The organism is Halococcus sp. IIIV-5B, assembly GCF_003602035.1.
GTDB classification, from domain to species: Archaea; Halobacteriota; Halobacteria; order Halobacteriales; family Halococcaceae; genus Halococcus; species Halococcus salsus.
In genome coordinates this window covers 106,523-123,146 of sequence record NZ_QZWE01000001.1, presented here as the reverse complement: position 1 = coordinate 123,146, position 16,624 = coordinate 106,523, and the positions used below count along the sequence as shown (strand labels likewise).

Annotated in this window: 14 protein-coding genes and 2 pseudogenes; 10 read left to right on the top strand and 6 right to left on the bottom strand. The window is 61.5% G+C overall.

Annotation, left to right across the window (positions count from 1 at the left end; all coding sequences use genetic code 11):
• Nucleotides 1–7: 7 nt before the first annotated feature.
• A complete protein-coding gene (locus D3261_RS20200; RefSeq protein WP_199693843.1) occupies nt 8–364 on the top strand; it encodes a hypothetical protein in 357 nt (118 codons plus the stop codon).
• 190 nt (nt 365–554) lie between these two features.
• Here D3261_RS20200 and D3261_RS20195 read toward each other — a convergent pair whose 3' ends face one another.
• The gene (locus tag D3261_RS20195; RefSeq protein WP_199693842.1) at nt 555–953 is read right to left on the bottom strand and encodes a hypothetical protein; all 399 of its coding nucleotides are present in this window, start codon (nt 951–953) and stop codon (nt 555–557) included.
• Nucleotides 954–1,071: 118 nt separating this feature from the next.
• Between D3261_RS20195 and D3261_RS20190 the strand changes: the two are divergent.
• A pseudogene (locus tag D3261_RS20190) lies at nt 1,072–1,698 on the top strand (alpha-L-rhamnosidase); the annotation flags it as partial.
• A 39-nt stretch (nt 1,699–1,737) separates the two neighbouring features.
• On the top strand, nt 1,738–2,265 hold the full coding sequence (locus D3261_RS20185; RefSeq protein ID WP_233553817.1) for an alpha-L-rhamnosidase C-terminal domain-containing protein: 528 nt from the start codon (nt 1,738–1,740) through the stop codon (nt 2,263–2,265).
• A gap of 229 nt (nt 2,266–2,494) precedes the next feature.
• Here the strand turns inward: D3261_RS20185 and D3261_RS00535 are convergent, their stop codons facing one another.
• Nucleotides 2,495–3,223, bottom strand: a complete 729-nt coding sequence (locus D3261_RS00535; protein ID WP_120067716.1) for a fumarylacetoacetate hydrolase family protein — start codon at nt 3,221–3,223, stop codon at nt 2,495–2,497.
• A 59-nt stretch (nt 3,224–3,282) separates the two neighbouring features.
• Nucleotides 3,283–4,146 (bottom strand): amidohydrolase, encoded by an 864-nt coding sequence (locus tag D3261_RS00530; RefSeq protein ID WP_120067714.1) that lies wholly within the window; start codon nt 4,144–4,146, stop codon nt 3,283–3,285.
• A gap of 78 nt (nt 4,147–4,224) precedes the next feature.
• Here D3261_RS00530 and D3261_RS00525 point away from each other — a divergent pair, with 78 nt between their 5' ends.
• The 3 genes from D3261_RS00525 to D3261_RS00510 all read left to right on the top strand — a co-directional run bounded on the left by D3261_RS00525 (nt 4,225) and on the right by D3261_RS00510 (nt 7,704).
• On the top strand, nt 4,225–4,527 hold the full coding sequence (locus D3261_RS00525; RefSeq protein ID WP_120067713.1) for an L-rhamnose mutarotase: 303 nt from the start codon (nt 4,225–4,227) through the stop codon (nt 4,525–4,527).
• A gap of 1,055 nt (nt 4,528–5,582) precedes the next feature.
• Nucleotides 5,583–6,620, top strand: a complete 1,038-nt coding sequence (locus tag D3261_RS00515; protein ID WP_120067711.1) for a zinc-binding dehydrogenase — start codon at nt 5,583–5,585, stop codon at nt 6,618–6,620.
• Between the two features lie 319 nt (nt 6,621–6,939).
• Nucleotides 6,940–7,704, top strand: a complete 765-nt coding sequence (locus D3261_RS00510) for an IclR family transcriptional regulator (protein WP_120067709.1) — start codon at nt 6,940–6,942, stop codon at nt 7,702–7,704.
• 692 nt (nt 7,705–8,396) lie between these two features.
• Here the strand turns inward: D3261_RS00510 and D3261_RS00505 are convergent.
• Nucleotides 8,397–9,134 carry an SDR family NAD(P)-dependent oxidoreductase gene (locus tag D3261_RS00505; protein ID WP_120067708.1) on the bottom strand — a complete coding sequence of 246 codons (738 nt, stop codon included), beginning with the start codon at nt 9,132–9,134 and terminating at the stop codon, nt 8,397–8,399.
• A 161-nt stretch (nt 9,135–9,295) separates the two neighbouring features.
• Here D3261_RS00505 and D3261_RS00500 point away from each other — a divergent pair, with 161 nt between their 5' ends.
• The gene (locus D3261_RS00500) at nt 9,296–10,495 is read left to right on the top strand and encodes a dipeptidase (RefSeq protein WP_120068194.1); all 1,200 of its coding nucleotides are present in this window, start codon (nt 9,296–9,298) and stop codon (nt 10,493–10,495) included.
• Between the two features lie 31 nt (nt 10,496–10,526).
• Complete coding sequence (locus D3261_RS00495; RefSeq protein WP_120067707.1) at nt 10,527–11,258, top strand: aspartate/glutamate racemase family protein; 732 nt, start codon at nt 10,527–10,529, stop codon at nt 11,256–11,258.
• A gap of 22 nt (nt 11,259–11,280) precedes the next feature.
• On the opposite strand, the pseudogene D3261_RS00490 reads toward D3261_RS00495, so the two are convergent.
• A pseudogene (locus D3261_RS00490) lies at nt 11,281–12,621 on the bottom strand (M28 family peptidase).
• 84 nt (nt 12,622–12,705) lie between these two features.
• The gene (locus tag D3261_RS00485; RefSeq protein ID WP_120067705.1) at nt 12,706–13,455 is read right to left on the bottom strand and encodes a creatininase family protein; all 750 of its coding nucleotides are present in this window, start codon (nt 13,453–13,455) and stop codon (nt 12,706–12,708) included.
• A 195-nt stretch (nt 13,456–13,650) separates the two neighbouring features.
• Here D3261_RS00485 and D3261_RS00480 point away from each other — a divergent pair, with 195 nt between their 5' ends.
• Complete coding sequence (locus tag D3261_RS00480; RefSeq protein WP_120067704.1) at nt 13,651–15,432, top strand: M28 family peptidase; 1,782 nt, start codon at nt 13,651–13,653, stop codon at nt 15,430–15,432.
• Between the two features lie 89 nt (nt 15,433–15,521).
• The gene (locus D3261_RS00475) at nt 15,522–16,607 is read left to right on the top strand and encodes a mandelate racemase/muconate lactonizing enzyme family protein (RefSeq protein ID WP_158589309.1); all 1,086 of its coding nucleotides are present in this window, start codon (nt 15,522–15,524) and stop codon (nt 16,605–16,607) included.
• Nucleotides 16,608–16,624 lie beyond the last annotated feature (17 nt).

Below are 16,624 nucleotides of genomic sequence, written 5' to 3'. Positions count from 1 at the left end.
CCTACACATGCCTGCGCGAGACAACGTGCTCGACCTCCGCGTCGAGTACGAATCTGAACCAAACAACGTTCCAGTGCAGACCCCACGCTTCTCATGGCGTGTCGAAACCGAAGATCGTGGGGTAGCACAGGGAGCGTATCGCATTCTTGTTGCGCGTTCGCGCGATGCCCTCATGGACGAACGTGGGGACATCTGGGACTTCGGTCGCATTGAGTCTCCCAACTTGACGAACGTCACGTATGAAGGGCCGCCGCTCGCCACAGATACCGAATACCACTGGACGGCGCGCATCTGGGATCGCGACGATGAGGCGACCTCGTATGCCAACCCGACAACCTTCTCGACCGCGATTGGCGACCAATGACTGGGAGGGTGAGTGGATCGGCTATCAGCCCGATGGGGGCGACTCCGTTGGCTATCGGAGCACGTGGCATCCCACCGACACTGATGTGACTGAGTGAGTACAGGTTGACCTTGGTAGCGCCCGCGATGCCGAGGCCATTGAACTCCACCCAACGAACCCGTTCGACGGGCCGAAGACACCCGATGGAATGTCAGTCTCTGCAGTCTATTCGACTGAGGAAGCCGCCGGCGACCACATGACGACCAATGGTCCCGGCGGGTTTAGCTTTCCAACTCGATATCGGATCGAGACTGCTGATGACGACGACTTCAGCGACGCGCGTGTTCTCGTTGATCGGACGGACGCCGACCAGCCGAACCCAGGGACCGAATCGGTTTTTCTCGATGTCGACGATGAAGTTGGACGCTATCTCCGCGTCACCGCGACGAAGCTCTACGAGTTCGACCCGGCTGACCCGCCCGGAGAGGGTGATCTCGCGAAGCTCAATCCTCAACTTGTCCGTGAGGAGCGCCGTCCATGGCAGGCGTTCGCACTCGGCGAACTTATCGTTCGCGATGCTGACGGCTCGAACCTCGCTGAGGAGTGTCATGTGAGCGCTGCCTCCAGTGTCGAAGAGGGTGCGTGGGGTCGCGCCAAGCTCGTCGACGGCGTGACTGGATCCGAGATGATCGGTGAATCTCCCCTACTGCGCGCAGACATCCGATGGGATGCGTCGCTATATCGATTACTGGCTTGACCAGTTCGAAGACGGTGTCCTTCCAGCTGAATATGGCAATTATGGCGACTGGCTTACCTTCGAGAACAACGACGGGCGTCGGGGTCTCCCGATCGACCTCTATAACACAGCGTTCCAATATCATACCACGAACCTGTTCGCACGCATTGCAGATGTTCTCGATAATGAGGCGGACGCCGAATACTACCGTGAGCGGGCCGAGTCGATAAAGGACAGCTTCAACGAGGCGTTCTTCGATCCGAGTACTGACAAGTACGGTCCTGGAACGCAATCATCCTATGCGGTGCCGCTCTATCTCGGTCTCGTTCCTGCGGACCATGTCGATGCCGTCGTCGAGAACTTGGTCGCAAAGGTTGAGTTGGGCAACGGGAAGCTCCGAACTGGCTTCCTTGTGACACGCCCACTTATCGAGACGCTCGTCGACCATGGTGCTGCCTAAACCGCGTATCAGGTGGTTTCACAACCGGAGCAGCCCGGATGGGTCTACATGGTTCGCCAGGGCGCAACGATGATGTGGGAGCGATGGGATTCAGATACCCGCATAGGCGACGGGATGAATTCGTTCAACCATTCGCCGTATAACTTCGTCTCCGAATGGTTTTATTCGGCGCTCGCAGGTCTCCAGTTCAACGACTCAATGGCAGGCCACGGCTCCGTCGAGGTCGCGCCTGCGCTCGTCGCGGACCTCGACTGGGCTAAGGGGTCGATAGAAATCGTGAACGGAACGCTCGCGTCCGACTGGACGCGTACTGATACCGGATATACCATTGATGTCGAGGTGCCGTGGAATACGACCGCGACGGTCCGCCTGCCTGCGGACGTCAACGCTGCGAGCGTCGTTGAGGATGAGACGACAATCTGGACAGACGCATCGGAAGGTGGGACGTTGCTCGATGGTATCACTGCGATTGAGGACGGTAACAGTGAGGTCGTTCTCACTGTTGAGTCCGGAAGCTACGTCTTCAACATCGAGGACTGGCCGGCGATCCAATGCCCAGCAGATGACGGTCGCCTCAGTATTGCGACTGTCATCACGATGCTTTGGGATGCAGGCTACGACGGCGGAGTGACAGTTGAACTTATCGACAGTCTCGATGGGGTTGAGGCGACCAACGCCGAGCGATGGGCGCTCGAAGTTGCCGATCGACTTCGTTACCTTCTCTGATTTCCTACTCTTGTCCCAGGAGTTCGGAACAGGCGAGTGATTTTCGTTCCCGACTTCCTGAATCTGTTCCTCTTCAGTCTCATCTTCCGGTTCGTAGACGTTCGCTGCCCCGGGATTAGTCGCAAAGCTGCGAATCTCCAACGTTCTAACTGGTGGTCGCTTCTTAGAAAAGTACGCAACACAAACAACTAGCAAGCCAACTTTTCTATGAGATGTATTGTCGTGATACCTACCGTGTGACTGTATGTTCGAGAGTACCGATACCCTCAATCTCGACCTCAACCTCGTCACCGTCTTCGAGTTCGCCGACGCCGGCGGGCGTGCCGGTGATGATAACGTCGCCCTCTTCGAGGGTCATGTACTGGGTGATCTCCGCGATCAGTTCCGGGACCGAGAAGACGAATTCCGCGCGCGAAGAGGATTGGACCGTCTCGCCATTGAGCCGGAGTTCGACGTTCGCGTCATCCGGGACTTCGTCAGGATCGGCGAGCACCGGGCCGAGCGGACAGGAATTGTCGAAGGCCTTGCCGCGAACCCAGTTCTGTTCGACGCGCTGGTCGTCGCGGTTCGAGACGTCGTCGGCGCAGGTGAAGCCCGCGACGACGTCCATGGCGTCCTCGGCCGCGACGTTCCGGCACTGCTCGCCGATCACGACGGCGAGTTCGGCCTCGTGTTCGACTTTCTCCTTGCCCTCGGGGAGGGTGACGGTGTCGCCGTGGCCCGAAACCGCGTTCGGCGGCTTCAAGAAGAGCAACGGGCGATCCGGGAGGTCCATTCCCTCTTCTTCAGCGTGATCCTCGTAGTTGAGCCCCACACAGATGATCTTCGAGGGGTCACACGGCGCGAGGACGTCAACCTCGTCGAAATTGTAGCTCTCGTTACCGAACTCGACACCGTTGTTGGTCGGCGTGCCTGTACGAATCGAACCGGCCGGATCACGGAAGCGTACTTTCGCCATGCAGGCAAGACCAGATCCTACTACAAAGAACTTCTTATACTCATGGATAACTTGATCTACTAGTCAAGCGCGTGCTTCAATGACCTGCCCCGAAGCCACTCCCTGTCTGTCTTGCTGAGGCCGTCAACGTGGTCGAGCCAGGCCACGCACTCCTCGTAGGTCGCCACGTCACTAACATTAGGATAATCGGCCCCCCAGACGACGCGCTCGCGGCCGAACTCCTCGATGAGCCACCGGACGTGGTCGTGCATATCTTCGTAGGGATAGAGTTCCTCGGAACGGTGTTGGACCTCCGAGACTTTTGGATAGACGTTCTCGTAGTTGGCGAGGTCGGCGTAGGCCGCGAAGCCCGAGTCAGCGGGCGCGCTTAATGGGTCGGCATGCGAGAAGTGGTCAACGAGATAGGTGAGGTTCGGATAAGTGTCGACTAGTTCTACTACCTGATCAAGTTGATCGACATGAACGAGGATTTGAACTACCGCGTCCGTCTCGCGTGCAGCGGCCCAGAACTCGGTCTCGTCAATGGCTTCACGGAGCCACTCTACCGTTGGGTCGAACGTCTCCCACATTTGGTCGTAGGGACAGATAGCACCGAGCCGAAAACCGATGATTCCATCATTTGACATCAGGTCTCGAAGTCGGTCGTCGGCATCAGGTGCAAACTGGTCAACCATCACGACTCCTGAGAGTCGGTCGTGTTTTGCTGCCTCAACGGTATACCAGTTGTCGGTCCATTCGCCGATAGGGTAACCAACGACGATTGCCTCCTCGACATTCGCTTCATCCATATCCACAAGGAGTTTCTCGGCGGTGTAGGCGGCATCAACAGCGAAACTCTCGACAAGTTTGACGATGTCCCCAGTGACCCACGGATGTTCTGTACTTGGATACCCCCATGCATGGACGTGACTATCGATGACCATTATTGGAAATATTTGGCCGGTTGGGGCTAAATCCTTTCGCAGGGAAACGTCTTTGTTCCCAGTCAGGGAACGTCTTCTATGGAACGTATTGCGTTTCATCTGACAATCGAGGAGGGCCAGCGCGACGCCTACCGTGAGAAACATGAGGACGTTTCGGATGACCTCGTGGAAGCATATCTCTCATCGGATGCAGGCATCGAGAGCTATAGTTGCTTTGAGAAAGATGGTCATGTATTCGGTTTCATGGAACTCGAAGACCCAGCTGCGATCAAGCGCCTCATGGACGAAAGCGAGGCTCAAGCAGATTGGGACGCGGTGATGGACCCGATCCTTGTCGCTAACGATGATATTTGGATGGATGAAGTCTATCGAATGAAATAAAACCTCATAACACCGTCTGCTATTAGAAGTTCCATTCGCTAAAATCCACATCCGGAAATGGAGACCCTATATGCACTCCTAATCATACTATCAATACAAATCGAACACTCCCCCCAACTCGGCGACTATCCGCTCCCGCTATTCCTCTGACATCGTGCATTACGGCCCCTCTATACCGACTGTAGTCTCATCTTCCAGTCGCGGAAATTCCGTATCCCAGAATGAAGTTTATAGGTTCGGCTTCAGGCGCTATAGAGCTTCTGGCTGCTGGTATCGGCGGAATCAGGTCTAAATGAGTTTGCTCGCGCTTAATCGAATAAAGGCCAGTACTTCCACTCACTCCCCTACTCCCTACCACAGTGAACGCGATAACGAAGGTCAGAACCCTGGCTGCGCAGGCTGAGAAGCATATCGGAGACAGTGAACGGGGGAGGGGTGTATAGCGCGGCCCACATCGATGCAGTCACTGAGGGTTCCTGACGAACAAGAAGCAACCAGGGTGGAAAGAGCGGGAACTATCGGAGCGACGCTCACAGAGAGCTCAACCGGTTCGTTGCGTTTCTCGTCCAGCACGAGATGCCGTAACGGCCTTCGAGGAGTTGGAGTCAGGCTATTTCCGCGAGATGACTGGTGCCGGACGACATGTCCTCAGACGGCTCTACAAGCAGACAGGTATTGAGCTTGATGACAGGGACGGGTATTTAATGTCGCATGGGGCCGCCGTGGCGACGGTGAGGTTCTCGTCCGGACCTCAGGCCACGCCGCTGCCGCTCGCGCTCTCGGCAGCTCCGAAGAAGCTGTTCGCAAACATCACTCACACATCGAGGCCGGAGAACTCGCCGAGCAGATGACTGACGCCTTCGGAAAAGCCGATAAGCCGATTGAGACCACCAATCAAAAGAACTGATTGGTTGTGTTCGTATTTTGTACTGCTTTGCAAGAGTACACGAAATAAATATTGAGTTGCATTACTTTCACCTGAGAGCGGTACAGATCCCTCAGAATGACGACCAATTGAGGAAGACTTACGCGATCCGTGGCTAATGGGATGAAGTGTGAAAGCCGCACACATTACCCAGTACGGGGAACCAGAGACCGCACTCGAAATAGTCGACGTTGACAAGCCGGAACCAGGCCCTGATGAGGTCCGGATCCAGGTCGAGCGAGTGGCTCTCAACCACCTCGATGTCTTTGCCCGAAGAGGCCACCCATCCGACGACGACGATTTCCCGAAGCGGACTGGGTGTGATATCGCTGGTACCGTCGATACGGTCGGGTCCGAGGCTGACGGCGAGTGGGAGGGAACGAACGTCGTCGTCTATCCGGGGGTGTCCTGCGGGGACTGTGAGTACTGCCTCATGGGAGAACAGACGATGTGCTCTCAGTACGAGATAATCGGCGAAGACCGCCCCGGTGGACTGGCCGAGTACGTCGTCGTTCCCGAACGCTGCATAGAGGCTCTTCCGACCGCTCTCGACTTCGAGACGGCGGCCGCGGTACCGATAGCGTTCACTACCGCGTGGCGGATGATGATTACGACAGGAGGACTTCGTCCAGCGGAATCAGCTCTCGTCCTGGGCGCTTCCGGGGGGGTTGGAAACGCGGCGCTGCAGATCGCTAACAGAGTCGGAGCCACAGTCTACGCGACGACTTCGACCGAACGAAAAGCTGCCCGGCTTCGTCAGTGGGCGGACGAAGTGATCGACTACACCGAAACCCCGTTCACGGACACGGTGGCGGAGCTGACCGACGGTCGGGGTGTCGACATCGTCGCCGACCACGTTGGAGAGAGTACGTGGCAAGAAAGCATCGACAGTCTCGCGATGGGCGGCCGGATGGTTATCTGTGGGGCAACGAGCGGAGCCGACCCGGACATCGATATCCGATCCGTCTATCAGGCACACCGGCAGATCCGGGGCGCACCGATGGGGAACCGTGTCGAGTTTCGAGACGTCCTGTCGCTCGTTGCTCGTAATGAGCTCGTACCACAGGTCGACTGTACCCTTCCGCTCGAGGACATAGCAGCCGGTCACCGAACGATCGAGAACCGGGAAGTGATCGGGAAAATCATCATCGACCCAACCACGCCTTGATCTTCGCATGATTTCATCCAAACGCAGCTCTCAGGACTGAACGACAACTCGTCCATATAACGTCACCGACGTTGTTTCGGTGACAGCGCCGTCGGCGAAGAGCTCTGCGCCGGTCGTTCGCGGGAAGTCGACGAATTCGACCACGATCTCCCCGATATCGAGGTCGGCGTATCGTTCGGTTCCCGACCGATGTCGGCGATGCTACATCCGAGCTGTTTCTGCCCAGTGGGGTGGTTTCGATGATATCGAAGTTAGAACGGACGGCGAGCTGTTTGAGAAGAGTAAAAAGACCTATCATCCCCAGTTGTGAGTTGTTAGCATGGAAAGCTCAAATCCACGGGTCATCCAATCGGCCGAGGTCGTCTTCGATATATTCGAAGTGATCAGAGCTAACGAGGGAGTGACGCTCACCGAACTCGCCGAACAGCTCGACAAAGCCCCGAGTACCGTCCATCAGTACCTGACCACACTCAAACGTCGAGAGTTCGTCGTTCAAGACCAAGGCGTGTACCAGTTGAGCTATCGGTTTCTTGACTTTGGGACGTACGAACGGCGACGAAACCCCTTATTCGAGATCGCGAAGAAGAAGACCTCCTACCTCGCTGCGGAGACCGGCGAACGAGCACAGTTCTCGGTAGCGGAACACGGGCGTGTCATCGTTCTGTACACGGAAGCAGGCGATCAGGCCATCCACGCAGGTCTCCGCGCCGGGCGGCGCATACTCATGCACGCGAGCGCTGCCGGGAAGGCGATCCTCGCTCACTCTTCGCCCGAACGTGTTGACGCCATCGTTGAGAGACATGGACTCGCCCCCATAACCGAGAACACGCTCACGACTAGGGAGGAACTCACCGCGGAACTCGAGTCGATCCGAGCGGAGGGAGTGGCCTACAACGACAGAGAAGATACACCCGGACTTCGAGCCGTTGGTACGCCGATCCTCGACGCCGATGGCCGACCCCTGGGTGCACTGAGTATCTCTGGCCCCGGTCACCGACTCGACAACCCGGAACGGGATAGCGAGATCCGAAGTATTCTCCGAGGGTCGGCAAACGAACTCGAACTCCGTATCGGATACGAGTAACCAATCCTTTCGAGAATATCGAATCGCACTACTCGAGCATCTCTCATGGTCGTTTTTCATTCAATGTACTGGGCAACAACCCATGCAAGAGTCGAGAGCATCCGCGGTCGCACGTGCGACTTACTACTTTCTCAGGCTCATGATTGTAACAAACATATTTGTGTCACACCACCGTTGTAGAGAGTTCGATCCGAACGATGCGCCACCTTCTGTTTCTGTATAGACCAAGCATGAGCGCAGACGTGATGTCGGGACCGCTCCCGTGATTTCGCCACTACTGGACCGCTTCTCAATCACGACCGGTTCGAACTACCTTCGATAATATCGAAATCTGAGTGCAGTCCTTGTTTAGGATGTTTTCCTGCGTCGTCAATCTATGGATGAATCGCTCGATCCTCTCCGGTCGATCCGATGGTCTCACAGTGAGTCAACCCGAAATCGCACGAGTCGAAGCTAGTGAGCACGATCTGAGTCAGCAAAACAGACCGTTCGAAGGACCATAGACCGTCGATTGAGCGCTGGCACAGCGCATTGTTGAGGGAGTAACTAGAGATGAGAACGCGTGTGACAGGGGCGGTGCGGAAGCGTTGCCCGAGGTGTTTCCACTTGCTGCATTGAGTTCGGCGGAAAGCGCTGGGACCTACCGAAGCCTCTGTTGGTACGAGCTCGCAGTGTTCGCTAGGAATAGACGATTACGCGATGCTTCCACCACCATCGACGTTGACGACGCTTCCCGTCATGTAGGCGGCCCCGTCGCCACAGAAATACTGGATGACGCGCGCGATCTCGTCCGGTTCCCCCAACCGTCTCGCAGGGAGGTCGTCAGTAAACGCGGCCAGTTCATCTTCACTCCAGAGGTCGGGATCCGCGGTGAGACGCGTATCGACGAGTCCGGGAACGACAGCGTTGACGTGGACGTGTGGCGCGAGTTGCTTCGCCGTTCCTTTCGTGAGCCCGAGCACACCTGCCTTCGACGCCGAGTAGTGGACGCCACCGCTGGCGCTTCCACGCTGTCCCGCCCCCGACGAGACGTTGACGACGTACCCGTGTTCGCGCTCGTACATTCGTGGCCCGACCGCGTGGAGGACGTTGTACTGTCCCGTGAGGTTGGTGTCCAGCACCCGGTGCCACTCCTCGAGGTCGAGGTCGCCGAGCCAGTAGTACGCCGACACCCCGGCGTTGTTGACGACGGCGTCGATGCGCCCCTCCGTTTCGAGCGTCTCGACTACGTCGTCGACGGCCTCCTGGTCGCGGAGGTCGAGGACGTGTCCGGACGCGCCGTCGAGCGAATCCGCTCGCCCCTCGACGGCTGAATCGATATCGAGTAGTGCGACACGGTCGTAGTCGAGGTCCGCGGCGAACCGCTCCGCGACCGCGCGCCCGATCCCGTTGCTTGCACCGGTGACGAGTGCGATAGAGGTTGAACCCATACCGCTCTCGACGGGACAGGCGGCTATTGCTCCCTAGGGATTCGACAATTATTACCGGTAGATCGGACGCCTCTACACCCATCGTCGACGCGCCCGATTCGAACCGAGTCCCACCGATGCGGAAAGCAAACAGTTATCGTCCTCTCCTGCGCGCTATGATCATGGGTAGCAACAAGCAGTACGACGGCTACCGGGCCTACGAGTATCTCGAGGCCGGCACGGACTTCGAACCCTTCGAGTTTCAGGACGAACCCCACTTCTTCGGCGACCCGTGCGAAATCGAGCTCGACTCGGCGGACGCGGAACGTGCCGACGCGCTCTCGGACCAGTGCGAAATCGTCTCGATGCACGAACACGCCTTCTACTTCCCGAAAGAGATGGACGCGGTCGAGGACTACGCGCGCCAGGGTCGGGCGTTCACGGCCTACGACGCCCTCGCCGAGTCGACCCTCGACGCGGTCTTCGACTGGCACTTCGACGGCGTACTCCGGATGCACTCGCGAAACGGGTGGAAGTGGACCGAGGTGATACACGATCTCGGGATGCGTGCCGCCGACGTCGAGAAGCAGGACCTCGTGATCCGAGCCAAGTCCATCGACGACATTCGGCGTGCCCACGACGAGGGGAAGGTCGCCATCGTCCCCTCCGTCGAGGGCTGTATGATGATAGAAAACGAGATCGACCGACTCGACGTGCTCTACGGACTCGGCGTTCGGGCGCTCGGGGTCACCTACGCGGAATCGAACGCGCTCGGCACCGGTGGTCGGGACGAACACCGCGACGGCGGTCTGACGACCTTCGGTGAACGCTGTGTCGAACGGATGAACAAACTCGGGATCCTCGTCGACCCGAGCCACGCGAGCGACAACACGACCCTCGACGTTTGTGCGGTCTCCGAGGATCCAGTCGTCCTCTCCCACAACGGGGCCAAGGCACTCCTCGACATCAGTCGTCTCGACCCGGACCCAGTCATCGAAGCCGTCGCCAACACCGGCGGCGTGATCGGCATCCAGTCCGCCCCACACAACGTCGCCTCGCCGGACCACCCGAAACACACCATCGAGTCGGTGATGGACCACTTCCAGTACGTCGAGGAGCTCGTCGGCATCGACCACGTCTCGTTCGGCCCCGACACCCTCTACGGCGACCACCGTGGGCTCCACCAGTACATGGGGAAGGACTACTCGAAGTACCCCGACTGGCAGACGATCGAGTTCGACTACGTCGAGGGAATGGAGAACCCGACCGAGGCCTGGCACAACATCGTCCGCTGGCTCGTGCGCGAGGGCTACTCCGACGAGGATATTCGAAAAGTCACCGGCGGGAACGTCCTTCGGGTTCTCGAAACGGTGTGGGACTGATCCCGATGGACGGAACCAACGGAGCACGCCGATGACGCGGATCGCCTACCTCGTCCCCGGTACTGGACTCTCGGACGACGAACGCGACCGGCGCGAACGCGTCGCCAACGCGTTCACCCCGGACCACGTCGGCGTCGACGTCGTCGTGGCCACGGGTGCCGGTCCGTCGAGCATCGAGAGCGGCGTCGAGGAGGTCTGGTGTGTGATCGGGTCGCTGCGGACGGCCCACGAGATCCAAGCCGACTACGACGCGCTCGTCATCGGCTGCTTCGGCGATCCTGGACTCCGTGCCCTCCGCGAACTCCTCGACATCCCGGTCGTCGGCCCCGCGGAGGCGACGTTCTACACCGCGGCCCAGGTCGCCCATCGTTTCGGCTGGCTCACGGTGCTCGACGCGACGGTCCCGCTGTCGGCCGAACAGGCCGAAGAGTATGGGCTCGCCGACCGATGTGTGAGCATCCGGTCGGTGGACGCACCCGTCGAGGGGATCGACCACGAGTCGGACGCCCTCGTCGAGCGAATGGTCTCGGTTGGGAAACAAGCGATCGAGGAGGACGGTGCGGAGGCGCTGTTCCCGGGCTGTATGAGCCTCTCGTTCGCCCAACGCCACGCCGAGATCGAGGAGAAACTCGGGGTTCCGTTTCTCGACCCGGCGAGCATCGCCCTCGAACAGGCGGATGCCTGGGCGCGCCACGGGGTCACGCAGAGCGCCCGCGCGTATCCCACCCCCAAGATGGAGAAACTGGACGACCTGCTCGGCTGACGAACCGCTTCCCGTCAGCCGTTCAGTACGGCCAGCGCCCGCCGAGCCGGAGTTCCTGTTCGTAGCCCTCGTCGACCAACGCCCGTGTGTCGTCCCGCGACCGGCTGGTTACCTCGACTCGGTCCCCGGCCAGCGCACAGACCGCGTCGGCGACGGTGACCGCGTGTTCGCGGAGGTCGCGAACGTCGATCTTGTCGAGCGTATCGGCGTGGGTGTGCCCCCAGCCGCGACCGCTTCCGGTCACGTTCGTCGAGGAGATCATGGCCCCGGGGACGCCCTCTTGGACGAACGCCCACTGGTCCCCGTGCGGCGAGACGGTGTTCGAGACGTCGAGGGGGATCGAGTGCTCCTCGGCAACGGTCTCGAACGCCGCGAGCACCCCGTCGAACCCGTTGGCGTTGACCGACAGGGTTCGGGCGCGGCCCGCGCCGTCGATGTTGGCGATGCAGCGGACGGCGTCGAGGTCGTAGCGCTCCGCCGCGTGGTAGGCACCCTTGAGACCGATCTCCTCGGAGCCGAAGACGAGGATCCGAACGCGCGTTTCGAGGTCGTCCTCGACGCGTTTCAGCAGTCGACCGACCTCCGTCGCGAGCACCGACCCGGCACCGTTGTCGTTTGCGCCTTCGGCGATGTCGTGGGTGTCGACGTGGGCCGTCACGAGTACCATCTCGTCGGTTTCGGGGCCGACGTCGCCCGCGACGCTGACCGAGGTACTGGGTTCGTTTCGGCACGTCACGTCGACGCTCACGTCCAGCCTCCCGCGGTCGGCGTGGCGGCCGAGGCGCGCACCGACCTCCTTCGACACCCCGACCGCCGGGATCGGTCCCGGTCGGTTGTTGTAGCCCACCTCGCCCGTCGGCGGGAGACAGCCCTCGACGTGGTTCGAGAAGACGAACGCGCAGGCCCCCGCGTCGGCGGCGGTGACGTACTTCTCCATCCGGTGTATCCAGCGGCCGTAGTTTTCCGGTGTTTCGCTCGACGCCATCACGACCCGACCCTCGCAGTCGGTGGCCTCGAAGTCCTCCGGGCGGCCGTCGCCGACGTCGACGAGGTTCCCCTCGATGGTCCCGGCGGGGGTTCCGGGGAGTGCGATCACCTGATAGTCCTTCTCGTAGCGCTGGTCGTGGGTACCGCTTGTCTCGATCGCCGAGGACCCCCGCTACCAGCCGTCGATGTCGAACTCGTCGAGGTGAACGTCGCGGAGACCGATCCCCTCGAAGCGCTCCCGGAGGACCGCCGCGCCGTCGTGTTCTTCCGCTTGTCCGGCCATCCGGGTTTCGAGGTCCACGAGGTCCTCGAGGAGGTCCCACGCGAAGTCGCTCGTGTACGCGTCGCCGATCGTCTCGTTGTCGAGTCGTGCCATGCCAACAGTCGCGTGGGATGGCTAAATGAAGGTACGTATTCGCACGCCGAACCACGTTCGTGGCGGCCATCCGTGATGTGAACCCTACTGAGCCATATCCGATTCGAGCGCGTCGAGGATTCGCTCGGTCGTCTCCTCGACGACCTGCTTCATGAACTCGCTGTCGGCGTTCGTCGGGTCGCCGAGGCCGCCCTGTTCGGTGAGGTCGGTGAACCAAGTGTACTGGCGGGCTTCGTAGTCGGCGACGGTCGTCTGTGGCTCCTTTTTCTCCGAGCGCACGAGGTCGGGGTAGAACAGTTCGATGACGCTCGTCTCGTGGTCGCCGGCGTGCCCCCAGTCGTCGCCGAAGCGGTCTTCGAGCTGCTCGCGGGCGAAGTCCGTCCAGTGGATCGGGTAGACTTCGAGGTCGTGGTCGCGCTGGAGGCGGTCGGCGGCGAGCTTCATCGGCGCACGGTTGCCGCCGTGGCAGTTCACGATCGCGAGGCGCTCGGCTCCGTGTGCGGCGACGCTCTCGCCGACCTCTTCGAGGACTCGCTGGTAGGTCTCGGCGCGGAGCGTCACCGTCCCGGCGCGTTGCATGTGGTGTTCGGAGTAGCCGTAGGGGAGCGTCGGGAGCCGCAGCATCGAGCGGTCCCGCGACGCGGCAGCCTCGGCCAGCACGCGCGAGAGGTTCTCCGCACGGAGGGTATCGACCGTCAGTGGGAGGTGGATCGAGTGCTGTTCGACCGACCCGCTCGGGAGCACCAGGAGATCCGCGTCGGGGATCGCCTCCGTCGCCTCCTCCCAGGTCATGCTCCCGAGGTCGTAGTCCTCGTAGTCGAGCGAGACGGTCATCGTGGTCTCCGCTCGGAACCTCGTCCGTCGTGTGCGCGATGCACGCTTCTCCGTGGATTGTACACGGGCGGACGAACACGAATCGAGGGCAAGAACGCATCGGTCTGGGCAAAACGGTTGACCGCCGTCGCTGAAGCGACAGGCGACCGACCCGAGTCCGAATCTATTTACTGTCGGCTGTGGTCCTGAAACGTGATGAGTCACCAGATCGCAGACCGGAGCGCGCTGTCAGCGCTCGAACGTTCGCTCGTCGACGAGACGTCCATCGACGGGCCGTGGAACCTCCTCGAACGCTTCTCGGACCTCGAACGGGTGAGTGGGACCGCGGACGAACGCGCGGCCGCCGCGTACCTCACCGACCGCCTCGACGCGTTCGGCGTCTCCTACGAACGCTTCGACCCCAAACTGTACATCAGTCAGCCGAAGGGCGCGGAACTCGACGTCGTCGGACGGACCTTCGACCACGGACCGCTCAAGACCGTCGGGTTCTCGGCCGACCGGACGGTGACGGGTGACGTCGTGTACGTCGGGGCCGCCGGGAGCGACCTCATCGACGACACGGTCGAAGTCGGCGAACCCTACGACGACGTCGGCGACCTCGCTGGAAAGATCGCCCTGACCGACGCGGGATCGATCTCGGTCTCGGGGATGCTGGCGCTGGAGAAGAAAAACGCCGAGGCCGTGATCTGCATCCACGAACACGACCGCGAACCCCACAGCGGCATCTCGACGCCGATCTGGGGTGGCGTGCCCACCCTCGACGAGTATCGCGACGCGCGGGTTCCGGACCTCCCGATCGTCAACGTCTGCAAGCCCGACGGCGAGCAGTTGAAGGCGTGGCTCGACGAGGGTGCTCTCGAGATCGAACTCACGACCGACGTGACGACCGACTTCATGGCCTGTCCGGTCGTCGTCGCCGAAATCGAGGGCACGGCCGACCCCGCCGAGGAGGATTTCGTCCTCTTGCACGGTCACTACGACTCGTGGTTCGTCGGGATCACCGACAACGCCACGGGCGACGCCGCGCTGCTCGAGCTCGCCCGGGTCTTCGACGCCCACAGCGACCAGTTCGCCCGAAATCTTCGTGTTGCTTGGTGGCCGGGCCACTCGACCGGCCGCTACGCTGGCTCGACCTGGTTCGCCGACGAGTTCGCCCAAGACCTCGATCGTCACTGCGTCGCGCAGGTCAACTGCGACAGTCCCGGGGCGAAGGACGCGACCGAGTACGTCGACATGTCCTGCTGGACGCCGGAGACCCACGACCTCGTGACGGACACGATAGACGACGTCGCAGGGGCCCCGTCCGCCGAACACCACCCGTTCCGGGCGGGCGATTACACGTTCGACAACTTGGGAATCAGCGGCTTCCTGATGCTCTCGTCGAACATCCCGAAGGACGTCAGAGACGAACGCGGTTACCACAGCGTCGGTGGCTGCGGCGGGAACTCGGACGCCTGGCACCTCTCGACCGACACGCTCGACACCGCGGGTGAGGACGAACTCCTCCGGGACATCCGGGTGTACGCCGTCGCCGTGGCGCGCGTGCTCGACGCGACCGTGCTCCCGCTCGACCACGTTCGAAACACGGAATCGATCCGGTCGGCGGTCGCCGAGTACGACGACGTGGCCGGTGACGCGTTCGACTTCTCGCCGACCCTCGACGAACTCGACACGCTCCACGATGCGCTCTCTGCGTTCTACGCCGCCATCGAGAACGGCGATGTCGCGCCGGATGAGGCCAACGACGTCATCAAAGGGTTGTCACGACGCCTGACCAGGCTCAACCTCGTCTCCGAGGGCCAGTTCGTCCAGGATCCAGCGACGAGTCGCGAACCGGTTCCGCGGTTCTCGCCCGCCCGCGAGTTCCCCCGTCTGGACGCCGACGAACGGCGCTTCCTCCAGGTCCAGTTGAAGCGCGCACAGAACGACGCCGTGGCCGAACTCCACCGCGCACGCGAGTCGCTGCCCACCGTCTGAACGGATCCATGGGACCGATCGGTTCCCAACCTGAACCGCTCGGACCACCACGAACCCTTATGTGTTCACACGGCGCACTCGTTCTAACGATGCGAATCACTACTGTGGACGTCGTGGGGCGGGCGATCCCGTTCGACGGTGCGTTCCCCATGAGCTACGAGGACCACGCTGCATCCGACCACGTGTTCGTTCGAATCGGGACGGACGCGGGCCGTGTCGGCTACGGCGAGGGAACCGCCCTGCCGTGGTTCACCGGCGAGACCACCGCGGGGATGGTCGAGGTCATCGAGCGCTGGATCACCCCGTCGGTCGAGGGACGACCCGTCCACGAGGCGATGGCCGCGCTCGCCGCGTTCGACGAATCCTTCCCGAACGCACCGGGGGCGACCACCGCGGTCGACCTCGCGCTGCTCGATCTGGAGGGCAAGCGGCTGGGAACGCCGGTCGCCGACCTCCTCGGGCCGACGGTACGCGATTCCGTCCCGCTCGTGTTCGTGATCCCGGCGCTCAACCCCGCTGACGCCGTCGAGCGCGCGGCCGCGGGCGTCGAGAGCGGGTTTCGGCGGTTCAAGATCAAGGCCGACGGCGACGTCGGCGGCGACGTCGAACGCATCAACGCGGTTCTTGACGTGCTCCCCGACGACGGGACGCTCCGCGTGGACGCGAACACCGGGTGGCGGGACGTGGCGACCGCCCGCCGTGCGGTCGCCGGGCTCGATAGCACCGAGCGGATCGAGTACCTCGAACAGCCGACCGCGGCCGATCGTCCCGAGGCCATGCGCGATCTGTGGACGGAGACGGGCGTGCGGGTATTCGCCGACGAGAGTGTCCATGGTCCGGGGGACCTCGAACGCCTCGGCGAACGGGGGCTGGTCGCTGGCTGTCACCTCAAACTCGCCAAGACCGGGTCGCTCCGCGGGCTCCGTCACCTCGCGACCGTCGCCCGACGACACGGGCTCTCGACCTCGCCGGTCAGCGCCTTCGGCACGTCGCTCGAAGCCGCTGCGAACCTCCACCTCGCGGCGACACTCACGGGAATGTCGGCCGGCTGTGAGCTCTGTATGAACCTCGTCGCGGAGGATGTCGCGGAGCCTGCGTTCGACTTCGAACCGGTGGTGGACGTTCCTACGGACCCTGGCCTCGGCGTGGGCCTCCCCGATTCGCTGTTCGAGTGACCGGGTGGCAACGGGGG